We start from the raw sequence: 14,506 nt of genomic DNA, 5'->3' as shown, positions 1-14,506 counted from the left end.
ATATGAGGTGGATACGTTAAATTTTAAGTTTTTATCTTACATTCTGTTTAATATTTGGAAATTTTTAAAGAAAATGGCTATTTTAGCAAACCTATAATAAATACGTAATATGGAACCCAAGAAAAATCCTAAAGCAGATTTATCCAGATGGAGCGTTTACTTTTTACAAGCGGGTCTTATTCTGGTTCTGTTTATTACCTGGCAGGCAATAGAATGGAAAACCTATGACCGTACCAATACCGATATTGGTCAGTTAAACTTAGATGAATTGGAAGAAGAAGATGTTCCAATTACACAGGATTTTAATACGCCACCACCGCCACCACCGCCACCACCGGCGCCGGAGATTATTGATGTGGTAGAGGATGAAGAAGAAGTAGAAGAAACAATTATCGAGTCTACAGAAACCAATCAAGAAGAAGAGATCGTAGAGATCGAAGAAGTTGAGGATGTTGAAGTGGAAGAAGAAATAGCTGATGTACCATTTGCTGTAATTGAAAATGTGCCAATCTTTCCAGGATGTGAAAATGAGGCTGGTAACGCTGCTAAAAAAGCGTGTATGAGTGATAAAGTGAAAAAATTTGTGACTCGTAAATTTAATACAGATCTTGCTTCAGAGTTAGGTTTATCAGGAATTCAAAGAATTTATGTTCGATTTAAAATCGATCGTAATGGTAACGTAACAGGGGTACAGGCAAGAGCGCCACACCCTAGATTAGCTAAAGAATCACAGCGAGTTATCGGGATGTTGCCTAAAATGACACCGGGTAAACAACGTGGTAAGTCTGTAGGGGTATTATACTCACTACCTATAGTATTCCAGGTTCAAGAATAAATAGAGTAATAATATACTTGATATATAAAGCTCCTATATTTATAGGGGCTTTTTTTATTGAATTACAAACCTATTTTAATGACTTTTAGTATAAATTTCATTGGCTAACATATAGTGAAGTCTTATGTGATTGGTTACATCAAATATGGAAATAACCTCAGAATCCCGTAACAGTTTTGTTAACGGGATTCTTTTTTTGGTATGCTTGTTGATTCGATTTTAATTGTAACGTTAAAACTAAATAGTATGAGTAACAAGCATGATGCAAATGTACGAAAAAGTACAGTTGTCAACTTTCAGATCGGACTTATCGCAAGTCTTTTATTTACCTATGTAATGTTTGAGGTGTATACTTCTGCTCCGGTAACGGTTAGCCCTCCAGAACCTGAACCTGTTGAAGAGGAATACAGTTGGAATGAAGTTTTTATGGTTGAAAAAGAACCAAAAAAACAAGCCGTTGTAGAAAAACCTAAAAGGCCTAAAGAGCAACCACAGGAGTTTAAACAAATAGATGACGATAAAGAAATCGCTAGCTTCGAAAAAGAATTCGAAAATAAAACTACTAAAGCTCCTGCTAATTCTGGTGTTAAGACTTCGGATATTGAGGATCTTAAAGAAGAGGAGGAAATAGGTCCAATACCTTTTATAGGAGTGGAGTCAGTGCCAATTTTTCCAGGATGCGAAGGGTTGTCAACGAATGAAGAAAAAGCATCTTGTTTTTCTCAAAAAATTAAAAGATTAGTTTCTAAGAAATTTGACACCTCATTAGCGGGTGATCTTGGATTATCAGGATTACAACGAATCTACGTACAGTTCGAAGTTTATAAGGATGGAACAATTCGAAACATCAAAGCCAGGTCTACGCATCCTTTGCTAGAGAAAGAAGCCATTCGTGTGGTCCAAAAGTTTCCCGCAATGACACCAGGTAAACAGCGTGACAGAAACGTAACCGTCAAATATCAATTACCGATTATTTTTCAAATTCAATAAGCTAAGAGTGGTACCTAAAAGCTTTCTGTTCGCAGAAAGCTTTTTTATTTATAGCTAATCTTCTGAAATGATGTTAAAAAAGGGAATTAAAATTCTAATAGTTGTCTAAAACAAGGCTAAGACTTATCTTTGCACCACTTTTTTAACTAGCAATAGAATAAAGTGCAAAATTTGAGCATAACCCAGATCAATACTACTAAAGTTTCAGTACTTGAAGATTTTAAGGAAATAACCAAAATGCGCTTGGCGCTAAGTGTTGTTTTTTCTTCGGTAGCCGGTTATTTATTGGGTGTTGATACGATCAATTGGGCAACACTTGGTTTATTAGCCATAGGAGGATACTTTATGGTAGGTGCCTCTAATGCATTTAATCAAATCATCGAACGTGATTTGGACAGTCTTATGGACCGAACTAAGAATCGACCTATACCTTCCGGTCGAATGTCGGTGAATACAGCCTTCATAATTGCAGCAGTTTTTACATTATTAGGGATAATTGTGTTGTATATTATCAATCCTATTACAGCAATGTTTGGGGCGATTTCAATATTTTGCTATGTAAGTTTATATACCCCGTTAAAAACTAAAACACCTTTAGCTGTATTTGTAGGTGCTATACCAGGGGCTATTCCTTTTATGTTGGGATGGGTCGCTGCTACCGGTAATTTCGGTATTGAACCAGGAACTTTGTTTATGATACAGTTCTTCTGGCAATTCCCTCACTTTTGGGCAATAGGTTGGTTTTTATTTGAGGATTATAAAAAAGGAGGGTTTTTTATGCTGCCTACAGGGGAGCGTAATACAGGTACCGCAATACAAACCATAATGTATACGGTTTGGACAGTTATTACCTCGCTTGTGCCAGTACTAGGTCTTACAGGTAAGTTATATTTGACCCCAGTAGCAGGTGTAATCGTTTTAGTATTAGGTATATTTCTATTGCGTGCTGCCTTTCAATTGTATCAAAAAAAAGATGCAATTAGTGCCAAAAAATTGATGATAACTAGTGTAATATATATAACACTGCTGCAGTTGATTTTTGTAGCGGATAAGTTTATAAGAGAATGGATTTAACAGAGGGAACTACACAAGAAAAAATTAAAAGATCAAAAAAAACCATGATGTGGTTTGCTATGATCAGTATGACCATGGTTTTTGCGGGATTAACAAGTGCGTGGGTGGTTAGCCAGGGAAGAGAGGATTGGAAGATTGATTTAAACTTTCCAAATGCATTTACGATTAGCCTTGCGGTAATATTGTTAAGTAGCTTCACATTTTATGGTGCAAAAAAGGCAATTGATGTGGATAAGCGACCTTTTGCTACAGCGCTATTAGTATTGACGCTTGTTTTGGGAATTCTATTTGTAGTTTTGCAATTTATGGGATTTTCTGAGTTAATGGAGCAAGGTTTTTATTTTACAGGACCTACGTCTAATATCGTTACTACCTTTATGTTTATTATCGTAGTAACCCATATGGCCCACGTTGCAGGTGGACTGATAGTTCTTTTTGTCGTAATTTATAATCATTTTAAACAAAAATATAAACCCGGGCAAACCCTTGGTTTAGAACTAGGTGCTATGTATTGGCATTTCGTAGACTTTTTGTGGGTTTATCTCTTTTTATTTTTATATTTCTTTAGATAAGAAAATTGCTTACTTTTGTGGAAAATTTAACAATACCAAATTCTTTTTATGGATACAGCTGTTACTAAGACAGGTACGGAAGGTAAAATCTGGGGTGGTGGTAATCAACCACTAAAAGCCAGTTATGGTAAAATGATGATGTGGTTTTTTATTTTATCCGATGCCTTGACATTTTCAGGATTTTTGGCGGCCTATGGCTTTTCAAGATTCAAGTTCATAGATTCTTGGCCAATTGCGGACGAAGTTTTTAATCACTTTCCTTTTCTACACGGGGTGGATGCTCCGATGTATTACGTAGCGTTAATGACATTTATACTGATTTTTTCTTCGGTAACGATGGTATTGGCTGTGGATGCAGGGCATCATATGAAAAAGAATAAAGTGATCATTTATATGTTTTGGACGATAATAGGAGGTCTTATCTTCGTAGGATCGCAAGCATGGGAGTGGAAAAACTTTATTAAAGGTGAATATGGTGCGGTAGAAACCAAAGGGGGTCAAATCTTACAATTTGTGGACAAAGATGGGCACCGTGTAGCACTTGATGAAATTGCTATACCCATAACCGATGTAAGAGAGCAGCATCAGGATAAGAATGGAATTTGGTACGATAGTGAAAATACATTGCCTACTTACACCGTAAATGAAGTAAAGGCTGGTTTTGTTAAAAACACAGATTTATTGATAAGAACGCAACAGTTAACGGAGACAGGCGAAAAAACTGTACTTTCAAGAGAAGAGTCGTTGCGCAGATTAAATACTGACGCAGTGGGTATAGTAGAAGGTGCAAACCTAATTCATAATGAATACGGTACTCCTCTTTTTGCCAACTTCTTTTTCTTTATTACTGGATTTCACGGTTTTCACGTTTTTTCTGGTGTGATAATTAATATCATCATCTTTATCAACGTAATTCTAGGAACGTACGAAAGAAGAAAGAATTATGAAATGGTGGAGAAAGTAGGATTGTACTGGCACTTTGTCGATCTAGTTTGGGTATTTGTATTTACATTCTTCTACCTAGTTTAATTAATAAAAGCATAACGTAATAATGGCACACGATACAGCGCATCACGAATCAAACAATAAGAGAATCTGGAATGTATTTATTATACTTTCTGTGATTACCATTGTAGAAGTTATATTGGGTATTATTAAACCTGCCTTTTTAGTAGAAACATACTTAGTAAGTATGAAACTTTTAAACTGGATTTTTATTATCCTTACGATTTGGAAAGCCTACTACATCACCTGGGCATTCATGCATATGGAAGGAGAAACTAAAGGATTACGAAGATCAGTGGTCTGGACAGCAATTTTTCTTATATGTTATTTGATTTTTATCTTATTAACAGAGGGAGATTATATATACGAAGTGTTTAAGTCTGGTTATAAAAGCTGGGACTTCTAAACACTTTTTAGAAATAAGTTAAAGCATTATAAAAAGACGGTTATTTTGAACCGTCTTTTTTATTTTTGCACCTAATTATAGTAAAGATAAACCGCTAGGCGCTTATCTTTTGAGAATAGAAGTATATGGGAAAAAAGAAATATTTGGTGTTGGGGATTTTATTTATTCTTCCGTTAGTGGCTTATTTATTTTTTGCCTCTGGAGTGCATAATTTCGCCAAACTTCCAGTTCTAAATCAAAATGTAAAAAGTGTACAAAGCTTTTCGGGTTTATCAAACGATGAGGAAATAAAACTACAAGATAAGATCACTATTTTAGGTTTTCTAGGCGAAGATATTTACAATAAGCAGGGTAATGCTTTTAATCTCAATCAAAAGATTTATAAAAAAAATCATGAATTTAGAGATTTTCAGTTCGTAATGGTGCTGCCCTACGGTAGCGAGGAGGCTGCCAAAGAGTTGTTGAAGGAATTAGGAGCGATTACAGATGTATCAGAGTGGAAGTTTTTATTTGGAACAACAGAGCAAATTCAATCTTTTTTTAATTCTTTACAGACACCATATACCTTAGACAACCGAATGGCAACAAATTACGTATTTATCATAGATAAAGATGGCAATTTAAGAGGGAGAGATGGCTCAATCGACGATAAAAAGATATATGGTTACGATGCAAGCTCGGTTGCTGATATTACAAATGTAATGGAAGATGATGTTAAGGTCATTTTAGCAGAATATCGATTAGCCCTAAAAAAATATAAGGCAGATCGTAAAAATTAAGATGTAATGAAGAAATACTCCTATGTAGGCATATCATTCGTGATTTTAATTTTTGGAATTATCTTTATTCCAAGAATAGTAAATCGCATAAAAGACACCTCGGTGATTAGCAATGACCGAATGAGTGCAGAGAACCCAGTGACCAATGAAAAGTTAGCGTACATTAAAATCAATGGTAAGCCGCGTAAGGTACCGGATTTTGCTTTTTTGAATCAAGATAGTATCCTTATCACCAATCATGACTACAAGGGGAAGGTATATGTTGTAGATTTCTTCTTTACTAGCTGCCCAACCATATGTCCAAAAATGACCAATAATTTGGTGTACCTTCAAGATGAGTTGAAGGAGTATGAGGATTTTGGCATTGCTTCATTTACGATTAATCCAAGATTTGATACCCCAACTCGACTTAAAGTGTATGAAGAACGATACGATATTACAGATCCCGACTGGAACCTGCTTACTGGCGATAGAGAAGATATTTATGACTTAGCGAATGCAGGTTTCAATATTTACGCAGCAGAAAACCCAGAAGTACCCGGAGGTTTTGAACACAATGGATACTTTGCCCTAATTGATCAAGATGGCTATATAAGATCCAGATATGATGCATCAGGTAATCCAATCATCTATTATCGAGGTACTATTGGTGTAGACGAAAAAATGGATGAGAATGGCGAAGAGGAACAAATCAATATTTTATTAAAAGACATTAAGAAATTGTTGAAAGAAAATGAATAATACTACTGATATCGAAAAAAAGTATAACAAGTGGATAATTGTACTATCCGTGGTGATTCCATTAGCGGTTGCTGCATTGTTCGGTGTTAATTTGCGAGAGCTTGGTTTTGATGTTGAACCGCTAACCTTTTTACCTCCAATCTATGCTTCTATAAATGGATTGACTGCGGTTGTATTGCTGGCGGCGCTATGGGCAATAAAAAACAATAAAATCCAATTGCATAAAAAATTAATGACCACGGCAATTGTATTTTCCGTGTTGTTTTTGGTGATGTATGTTGCTTATCATATGACCAGTGATTCCACTAAGTTTGGTGGAGAGGGCGTTATAAAATACGTGTATTTATTTATTTTAATTACACACATAATCCTTTCAATAGTGGTGATCCCGTTTGTGCTGGTTACTTATGTAAAAGCTTTGGCGGAGCGATTTGATAAACACAAAAAGATAGCAAGAATTACCTTTCCGATTTGGCTGTATGTTGCAATTACAGGAGTCATCGTCTATCTAATGATTTCACCATACTATGGTTAATAAAAGATACATAATACTACTAGTAGGACTTTTGTCCTCGCCTATAGTTAGCGCTCAATGCGCTATGTGTAGAGCAGTCTTAGAAAGTGGTTCTGATCAAAAAGTAGCTGAAGGGGTAAACAATGGAATTATGTATCTTATGGTAATTCCATATATTTTGGTAGCAGTGGTGGGTTATTTTGTATTCAAGTCAAAAAAATCATAAATCGAAAACTAATCACTTCGTACTCTTTTATTTAACATTTTACTAACAGCTCACACTGTAACAATAGTTTAGGTTAGTAGTCTTACATAGTAAGAGATAGCGCTAACCATCTGCTTTTTTCTTTATTTTTAAGACTGAAGGCTCTTTTAGGTATTGCGTTAGGCTGTTGGTAGAAACAAAAGAGAACAAGGATGATTGAAATAAAGGACTTGCATAAATCCTATAAAATGGGTAGCAATGAATTGCATGTGTTAAAAGGGATTAACTTCAATGTAGCAGAGGGAGAGTTAGTTGCAATAATGGGGTCTTCGGGTTCAGGAAAATCTACACTTTTAAATATACTGGGAATGCTGGATGAAGCTGATGCCGGTAGTTATACCCTAGATGGAATTCCGATAAAAAACTTAAACGAAAAAATTGCTGCACGCTATCGCAACAAATTTCTAGGTTTTATATTTCAATCCTTCAATCTTATTGGTTATAAAAGTGCCTTGGATAATGTGGCTATGCCATTATATTATCAAGGAGTTAAGCGTGCCGAAAGAACGGAAAAAGCCATGCACTATCTAGAAAAGGTTGGTCTTGCCAACTGGTCTGATCATTTACCAAACGAACTTTCAGGAGGGCAGAAACAAAGGGTGGCAATAGCGAGAGCCTTAGCCTCGGAGCCTAAAGTTTTATTAGCAGATGAGCCAACAGGAGCCCTAGATACTAAAACTTCTTACGAAGTAATGGACTTGATACAAGGGATAAATGACGAAGGAAAAACCATTTTAATTGTTACTCACGAAAGGGATATTGCCAATATGACCAAACGTATTGTGAATCTCAAAGATGGTATTATTATCGACGACTCTAAGGTAGAACAGGTTAAAGCTTCAGCAAATGTTTGATATTGAACGTTGGGAAGAGATATTTGATACGATAAGAAAAAATAAACTTAGAACATTTCTTACAGGAGTTTCTGTGGCTTCAGGAATTTTTATTCTTGTGATTTTATTAGCCCTGGGTCAGGGCATGCAGAATGGTATTAGCAAAGAGTTTGAGCAAGATGCATCAAATAGAGTATCAGTGTGGTCCGGCGTAACCTCAGTAGAGTATAAAGGTTTAAATCCGGGTAGGTTTATCCAGATGAAAAATGAAGATTTTGATTTTATTAAAACAAAGTTTGAAAATGATTTAGAATATAAATCTTCTGTGAACAGGATCTGGTCGGGTTTAGCATCGTATAAAAAAGAAAATGGAAGCTATCGCATTGAAGGCGTCTACCCAGATTATCAGTTTATCGAAAATGCATCGATGACCGCAGGACGATTTTTGAATATCGAAGATCATAGGAATATCGAAAAAGTCGCAGTTATCGGTTATAGAGTCCAGCAAGATCTTTTTAAAAAGGAAAATCCTATAGGCAAGATTGTAAAATTATCAGGTATTAACTTTAAAGTGGTTGGCGTCTATACAGATCCAGGAGGAGAGCGAGAAGAAAATAGAGTCTTTATTCCTTTGTCCACATCCCAGCGTGTTTACAATGGGTCAAATGTAATCCGAAATATGGGTTTTACCATGCAGCCACAAAACACCTTTGAAGAAACCCTTGCTCAGTCCAAAGTATTTTCCGAAGAACTTGAAAAGATATTAAAAGAAAGACATACCGTAGCACCGCAAGATACCAGTGCAATCAACGTATTTAATACGCTTACCGAAGTCAAGCGCTTCTTTGATTTGATAACGATGATAAAGCTCTTCTTTTGGGTGGTTGGAATTTGTACAATTATAGCAGGAGTAGTAGGTGTGAGTAATATTATGTTGATTATTGTAAAGGAACGAACCCGCGAAATAGGTATTCGTAAAGCTATTGGGGCACAACCCTGGTCGATAATTGCAATGATTCTTCATGAGGCTATTTTCGTTACTGCAATTGCTGGTTTTACGGGTTTGTTGTTTGGAGCGGGCTTGCTAGAACTCGTAGGGCCAAATATTGAAGTAGATTATATTGTTAATCCTTCGGTTAACTTTAATGTAGCGCTGACTACAGTGTTTATACTCATTTTTGCTGGTGCTTTAGCAGGTTTTTTTCCGGCAAGAAGAGCGGCAAAGATAAAACCCATTGTAGCACTAAGAGACGAATAATATGTTTAACAGAGATCGATGGAGTGAAATAATAGAAGCCTTAACCAGCAATTGGTTTAGAACCATTCTAACCGCTTTTGGGGTACTTTGGGGTATTTTTATCCTTATTGTGTTACTGGCTGCTGGTAAAGGCTTAGAAAATGGTGTAAAAAAGGATTTTGATGGCATTGCAACCAATACGATGTTTATGTGGACTCAGATTGCTTCTAAACCGTATAAGGGTTTACCAAAAGGAAGAAGGTTCAACTATCGAGTAAATGATGTTGAAGCCTTAAAACAAAATGTTCCAGAGCTGAAATTTGTTTCTCCCAGAAATCAATTAGGAGGGTTTGGAGGATCTAATAATGTAGTACGAGGCTTGAAAACGGGTGCGTATAATGTATACGGCGATTATCCTGAAATAATTGAACAACAACCTATGGATATCACTATGGGTCGCTTTGTAAATTATGGCGATATTGATGAAAAACGAAAAGTAGCTGTAATTGGCGAAGGGGTGCAAAGAGAAATGTTCGAAATCAATGAAAACCCTATAGGTGATTATATAAAAATCAATGGGGTAAACTTTATGATCATTGGTACTTACAAGAAAAAATCAAACAATGGTGATGCGGAAGAGGCTCAAAAGGAAATCTACGTTCCTTTCACTTCTTTTTCCCAAGCTTTTAATAGAGGAGATAAAGTGGGTTGGATGGCGATCACAGCTAAGGATGGTTATTCCATTACAGAATTAAAAACTGAAGTTTTTGATATTATTAAAGAGCGACATACCATACACCCTGAAGACAACAGAGCTATTGGTAATTTTGACTTGTATGCACAATATCAAAAAATTGAACGCTTATTTACTGCACTGCGGATTGTTGGGTATGTTATTGGAATTTTAGTGCTTATATCCGGAGTAATCGGTATTAGCAATATCATGCTGATAGTTGTAAAAGAGCGAACCAAAGAAATAGGAATTCGACGTGCCATTGGGGCCACCCCCTGGTCTATAAGAGGACAAATTTTATTAGAGTCAGTATTTTTAACCATTATATCTGGTATGGTAGGTATCATACTGGGTTCAGGTCTCATCTATCTCATTAATTATATACTGGATAGTAGCGGGCCAGTGGATATGTTTGCGAATCCCAGTATCAATCTGGGGGTAGTGATGATAGCATTGTCTATCTTAATCATATCAGGATTATTAGCAGGCTTACTGCCTGCACAAAATGCAATACGAATAAAACCCGTAGATGCATTACGAACAGAATAAATTTAACCAAAAATAAAGCAATCAAAGGTGAAAAAAGTTGTTACCATTATCATTTTACTTTTTATAGTAGTGTTCTTCGTAGGAGCGCTGTATTATTTGTATTCTAAAAATCAAGAAGACCCGGTAGTGTATCAAACAGAGTCTCCAACCACAGAGAATATCGTGAAAAAAACGGTGGCCACGGGGAGTATTGTTCCCAAAGAGGAAGTGTTGATCAAACCAAATATCTCTGGTATCATAGAAGAGATTTATATTGAGCCAGGTCAAAAAATTAAATCTGGAGATTTAATCGCTAAAATAAGGGTAGTCCCCAATGTTTCTTCTTTGCAAAGCGCCAAAAACGCATTGGAGTCTGCAAAAATAGCGTTAGAAAACCAACAAAAAGTGTATACACGACAAAAAGAATTATTTGATAAAGGGGTGATCTCGGCTAATGAATTTGACCAGGTCGATGTATCTTATCAACAAGCAAAACAGAGTTATGAATCTGCGCAGCAGAATTACCAAATTGTTAAAACAGGAACGGCTAAAGGCTTGGCAAGTGCTGCTAACACTAATATTAGATCTACAGTGTCTGGAATGGTCTTGGAAGTACCAGTTAAGACAGGGAATCAGGTGATTGAAGCGAATAACTTTAATGATGGTACTACAATTGCTACGGTTGCTGATGTAGGTAATATGATTTTTGAAGGAAAAGTAGACGAGAGTGAAGTAGGAAAAATTAAAGAAGGCCTTCCTCTTGAAATTACCGTAGGTGCTATAGAAAACAAAAAGTTTAACGCCATATTAGACTACATTGCTCCAAAGGGAGTTGAAGAAAATGGTGCTATACAATTTGAAATAAAAGGTACGCTGAATAAAAATGATACAACCTTCATCAGAGCTGGCTTAAGCGCTAACGCTTCAATTATACTGGCTAAGGCAGATAGTGTCATCGCGCTAAAAGAAGCGTTGGTACAATATGATCCCAAAACACAACAACCTTATGTAGAAATCCAGAAAGGAGATCAACAATTTGAAAGAAAAGATGTGGTCTTAGGTATCAGCGATGGAATTAATGTAGAGGTAAAAGAAGGGGTCTCTGCATCTGACAAAATAAAGGTCTGGAACCAGATTAAAAAACCAGAGTTTAGAAATTAATTCAAATAAATTGTAACAACACATATGTATTGTATACATATAGTCAAAGAATGAGTAGTAATCTTTGGTAATTTTACAACATCATATTTATTAAATAATTGCACACAAATGAAATTTAATACCGCAATACTTTTACTATTACTTATAGGTTTTTCAAAAATTAGTGCTCAAAATAAGCAATGGACACTACGAGAATGTGTAGAATACGCATTAGAAAATAATATAAGTATTAAGCAGTCTGCTTTAGATATTGAAACAGCGGATATTGCAAAATCGGATGCATTTGGTGGTTTTTTACCAACTTTAAATGCATCGGCATCTAACTTTTGGAATTCAGGTCTTGTAAATGATCCTAGAACTGGAACCAATATAGAACAAACCATCAGAAGCTCGAACTACGCAGCAAATCTAAACCTTAATATTTTTGATGGGCTAAGAAACATACGTCAGTTTCAGAGAGCTAAGTTAAACCAACTTTTAAGTCAATACAATTTGGGGAAATCTAAAGATGATATTGCGTTGTTTGTAGCGAATAGTTACTTGCAGATATTACTAAACAAAGAATCCCTAAAAGTAATAGAAAAACAACACGAAATTACCTTAGAACAATTAACAAGAACTAAGGATTTGGTGGAGGCAGGGGTCTTACCGCAGGGAGATTTATTAGAAATTGAAGCCACATCAGCTGATGAAATTACCAGAATTGTACAAGCGCAGAATGCAGTACAGATTTCTAAAATTAGTTTAGCACAAACGCTACTAATTAAAGATTACGAAACTTTTGATATTGCGGATGAAGATTATATGATGCCTGATGCCAAGGTGCTAAATACTCCCGTAGAACGTGTTATTGCCAATGCAAAAGAAAATCGATATGAAGTACAGATTGCAGAACAAAATAAATTAATCGCAGAAAAAGATTTACAAATAGCCAGAGGGGCATATTATCCTACACTAAGCTTTTCTGCAGGAGTAAATACCTTTGAAACAGATAGGGATCAGATATTACGTGATGACAATGGCGATCCTGTTTTTAATCCTGCTGATGGAACACCGGTATTAACTGATCCCGATCCAATATGGGACCAATTTTCAGACAATAGAAGTTATCGTTATGGAGTCTCACTTAACATACCTATTTTTAACGGTTTTTCCGTTAGAAACCAAGTAAAACGTAGTAAAGTAAGTGTAAAGCGAGCTGCATTTCAATTGGAGCAGGCAGAATTAGATTTAGATAGTAATGTGTATCAAGCTTATTTAGATGCAAAGGGTGCTGCAGAGGCTTATGAAGCGTCTCAGGTAGCAGTTAAAGCACAAGAAAGAGCTTATGAGTATGCTAAAGAACGATACGATGTTGGTTTGACCAATGCATTTGACTTTAGTCAATCCAAGTTTAGACTTGAGAATGCGCAGAGTCAATTGGTGCAAAATAAATTTGATTATATCTTTAAACTAAAAGTTTTAGAACTGTACTTTGGAATTAAAGTAGCAGATATGAAACTCTAAAAGCGCAAAATTCTTTAAAAACCATAGATCCTAAAAAACACAAAAGTCATGAGTAGAAAAACATTACTCTATATTATCATTTCTGTAGTCATTCTTGTCGTGCTATTAATTGCAGGTAAAAAAGCAGGGTGGTTTGGTAAATCCGGCAACTTTAAAGAAGTGACTATAAAATCTGTTGAGCGTTTGGATATCGTGGAAACAGTAGCTGCTACAGGAAAGATACAGCCTGAAGTAGAGGTAAAACTATCATCAGAAGTATCTGGTGAAATAATTGAATTACCCGTAAAAGAAGGGCAGCAAGTAAAAAAAGGGGATCTACTAGTCAAGATTAATCCAGATATTATACAAGCAGGATTAAATAGATCACAAGCTACTTTAGAAAATGCTAAAGCGGGTTTACAGCAAGCAGAAGCAAGTCTCAAAGAAGCAAAATATAGTTACGAACGTAATAAAGGTCTGTTTGATAAAGGAGTTATCTCTAAAGCAGAATGGGATAGAGCCGTTTCCGCTTATGAAGTGGCAGAAGCATCCAAGCAATCCGCCTTTTATAACGTTCGTAGTGCGCAAGCTACAGTTAACGAAGCTAGAGATAACCTTAGCAGAACAACTATATACGCTCCCATGAGTGGAACAATTTCTAAACTTTCGGTAGAGTTAGGGGAGCGGGTTGTAGGAACTCAGCAAATGGCAGGAACGGAAATTGTTAGAGTGGCAAATCTAAACAATATGGAAGTTGAGGTAGATGTTAATGAAAACGACATTGTTAAGGTAGCCATTGGGGATTCTACTATCGTAGAGGTGGACGCGTACTTAAAGAAAGAATTTAAAGGTATCGTTACAGAAATCGCTAATTCCGCTGAGAATGCTTTAAGTGCAGATCAGGTTACTAATTTTAAAGTTAAAGTACGCATCTTAGAGGAGTCTTACGCGGATCTTATCGAAGGCAAACCAGAAAACTACTCACCTTTTAGGCCTGGTATGACGGCTACTGTAGATGTTATTACCAAAACTCGAAATAATATCGTAGCTGTGCCGATTAGTGCAATTGTTATTAAGAATGATACTAGTGCGACCAAATCTTTTGAAGATAAAGAAAAAGACGAATTGGTTGAACAAAAATTTGAATGTGTCTTTATCGCCAAAGGTGATGAGGCCAAGCTTCAGGTGGTTAAAACAGGTATACAAGATGATACCAATATTGAAATTTTGGAAGGATTAGAAGAAGGGGATAAGGTGATAACTGGACCCTATAATGTAGTTACTAAAACTTTAAAAACAGGAGATAAGGTCACCGAAAAGACTAAAGAATAATTTCGGTTTACTCTCC

The 14,506-nt window shown here is 36.0% G+C and carries 16 protein-coding genes; all 16 read left to right on the top strand.

All coding sequences use genetic code 11. The annotated features are described in order from the left end of the window. Positions 1–109: 109 nt before the first annotated feature. Complete coding sequence (locus tag EV197_RS00285) at positions 110–835, top strand: energy transducer TonB (RefSeq protein WP_130284737.1); 726 nt, start codon at positions 110–112, stop codon at positions 833–835. Positions 836–1,081: 246 nt separating this feature from the next. Next, positions 1,082–1,825: an energy transducer TonB gene (locus tag EV197_RS00280; RefSeq protein WP_165388966.1), complete on the top strand. Its 744-nt coding sequence runs from the start codon at positions 1,082–1,084 to the stop codon at positions 1,823–1,825. Positions 1,826–1,996: 171 nt separating this feature from the next. After that, on the top strand, positions 1,997–2,899 hold the full coding sequence (gene cyoE, locus EV197_RS00275) for a heme o synthase (RefSeq protein ID WP_130284735.1): 903 nt from the start codon (positions 1,997–1,999) through the stop codon (positions 2,897–2,899). Next, on the top strand, positions 2,890–3,471 hold the full coding sequence (locus tag EV197_RS00270) for a cytochrome c oxidase subunit 3 (RefSeq protein ID WP_130284734.1): 582 nt from the start codon (positions 2,890–2,892) through the stop codon (positions 3,469–3,471). The genes cyoE and EV197_RS00270 overlap by 10 nt, the downstream gene beginning before the upstream one ends. A 48-nt stretch (positions 3,472–3,519) precedes the next feature. After that, on the top strand, positions 3,520–4,500 hold the full coding sequence (locus EV197_RS00265; RefSeq protein ID WP_130284733.1) for a cytochrome c oxidase subunit 3: 981 nt from the start codon (positions 3,520–3,522) through the stop codon (positions 4,498–4,500). Positions 4,501–4,522: 22 nt separating this feature from the next. After that, complete coding sequence (locus EV197_RS00260; protein WP_130284732.1) at positions 4,523–4,882, top strand: cytochrome C oxidase subunit IV family protein; 360 nt, start codon at positions 4,523–4,525, stop codon at positions 4,880–4,882. A 125-nt stretch (positions 4,883–5,007) separates the two neighbouring features. After that, positions 5,008–5,661 carry a thioredoxin domain-containing protein gene (locus tag EV197_RS00255; protein ID WP_130284731.1) on the top strand — a complete coding sequence of 218 codons (654 nt, stop codon included), beginning with the start codon at positions 5,008–5,010 and terminating at the stop codon, positions 5,659–5,661. Between the two features lie 6 nt (positions 5,662–5,667). Next, positions 5,668–6,402, top strand: a complete 735-nt coding sequence (locus tag EV197_RS00250; RefSeq protein ID WP_130284730.1) for an SCO family protein — start codon at positions 5,668–5,670, stop codon at positions 6,400–6,402. Continuing rightward, positions 6,395–6,937: a DUF420 domain-containing protein gene (locus EV197_RS00245; RefSeq protein ID WP_130284729.1), complete on the top strand. Its 543-nt coding sequence runs from the start codon at positions 6,395–6,397 to the stop codon at positions 6,935–6,937. The genes EV197_RS00250 and EV197_RS00245 overlap by 8 nt, the downstream gene beginning before the upstream one ends. 64 nt (positions 6,938–7,001) lie before the next feature. Next, positions 7,002–7,142 (top strand): hypothetical protein, encoded by a 141-nt coding sequence (locus tag EV197_RS00240; protein WP_341273003.1) that lies wholly within the window; start codon positions 7,002–7,004, stop codon positions 7,140–7,142. 191 nt (positions 7,143–7,333) lie between these two features. Further along, positions 7,334–8,035, top strand: coding sequence for an ABC transporter ATP-binding protein (locus tag EV197_RS00235; RefSeq protein ID WP_130284727.1), 702 nt, complete (start codon positions 7,334–7,336; stop codon positions 8,033–8,035). Then, on the top strand, positions 8,028–9,272 hold the full coding sequence (locus EV197_RS00230; RefSeq protein WP_130284726.1) for an ABC transporter permease: 1,245 nt from the start codon (positions 8,028–8,030) through the stop codon (positions 9,270–9,272). Before EV197_RS00235 ends, EV197_RS00230 begins: the two co-directional genes overlap by 8 nt. 1 nt (position 9,273) lies before the next feature. Further along, complete coding sequence (locus tag EV197_RS00225) at positions 9,274–10,533, top strand: ABC transporter permease (RefSeq protein ID WP_130284725.1); 1,260 nt, start codon at positions 9,274–9,276, stop codon at positions 10,531–10,533. A 27-nt stretch (positions 10,534–10,560) separates the two neighbouring features. Beyond that, positions 10,561–11,673, top strand: a complete 1,113-nt coding sequence (locus tag EV197_RS00220) for an efflux RND transporter periplasmic adaptor subunit (protein WP_130284724.1) — start codon at positions 10,561–10,563, stop codon at positions 11,671–11,673. Between the two features lie 108 nt (positions 11,674–11,781). Beyond that, positions 11,782–13,179: a TolC family protein gene (locus tag EV197_RS00215; protein ID WP_130284723.1), complete on the top strand. Its 1,398-nt coding sequence runs from the start codon at positions 11,782–11,784 to the stop codon at positions 13,177–13,179. Positions 13,180–13,227: 48 nt separating this feature from the next. Further along, positions 13,228–14,490, top strand: coding sequence for an efflux RND transporter periplasmic adaptor subunit (locus EV197_RS00210; protein ID WP_130284722.1), 1,263 nt, complete (start codon positions 13,228–13,230; stop codon positions 14,488–14,490). Positions 14,491–14,506 lie beyond the last annotated feature (16 nt).

Origin of the sequence: Aquimarina brevivitae, from assembly GCF_004216895.1 — a bacterium.
GTDB classification, from domain to species: Bacteria; Bacteroidota; Bacteroidia; order Flavobacteriales; family Flavobacteriaceae; genus Aquimarina; species Aquimarina brevivitae.
This window is presented reverse-complemented; position numbering and strand designations above follow the sequence as displayed.

Bases quoted from the DNA above. Each gene is read 5' to 3' on its own strand.
- EV197_RS00285 (WP_130284737.1), top strand. From the start codon at position 110: ATGGAACCCAAGAAAAATCCTAAAGCAGATTTATCCAGATGGAGCGTT.
- EV197_RS00280 (WP_165388966.1), top strand. From the start codon at position 1,082: ATGAGTAACAAGCATGATGCAAATGTACGAAAAAGTACAGTTGTCAAC.
- EV197_RS00270 (WP_130284734.1), top strand. From the start codon at position 2,890: ATGGATTTAACAGAGGGAACTACACAAGAAAAAATTAAAAGATCAAAA.
- EV197_RS00265 (WP_130284733.1), top strand. From the start codon at position 3,520: ATGGATACAGCTGTTACTAAGACAGGTACGGAAGGTAAAATCTGGGGT.
- EV197_RS00260 (WP_130284732.1), top strand. From the start codon at position 4,523: ATGGCACACGATACAGCGCATCACGAATCAAACAATAAGAGAATCTGG.
- EV197_RS00255 (WP_130284731.1), top strand. From the start codon at position 5,008: ATGGGAAAAAAGAAATATTTGGTGTTGGGGATTTTATTTATTCTTCCG.
- EV197_RS00250 (WP_130284730.1), top strand. From the start codon at position 5,668: ATGAAGAAATACTCCTATGTAGGCATATCATTCGTGATTTTAATTTTT.
- EV197_RS00245 (WP_130284729.1), top strand. From the start codon at position 6,395: ATGAATAATACTACTGATATCGAAAAAAAGTATAACAAGTGGATAATT.
- EV197_RS00240 (WP_341273003.1), top strand. From the start codon at position 7,002: ATGTGTAGAGCAGTCTTAGAAAGTGGTTCTGATCAAAAAGTAGCTGAA.
- EV197_RS00235 (WP_130284727.1), top strand. From the start codon at position 7,334: ATGATTGAAATAAAGGACTTGCATAAATCCTATAAAATGGGTAGCAAT.
- EV197_RS00230 (WP_130284726.1), top strand. From the start codon at position 8,028: ATGTTTGATATTGAACGTTGGGAAGAGATATTTGATACGATAAGAAAA.
- EV197_RS00225 (WP_130284725.1), top strand. From the start codon at position 9,274: ATGTTTAACAGAGATCGATGGAGTGAAATAATAGAAGCCTTAACCAGC.
- EV197_RS00215 (WP_130284723.1), top strand. From the start codon at position 11,782: ATGAAATTTAATACCGCAATACTTTTACTATTACTTATAGGTTTTTCA.
- EV197_RS00210 (WP_130284722.1), top strand. From the start codon at position 13,228: ATGAGTAGAAAAACATTACTCTATATTATCATTTCTGTAGTCATTCTT.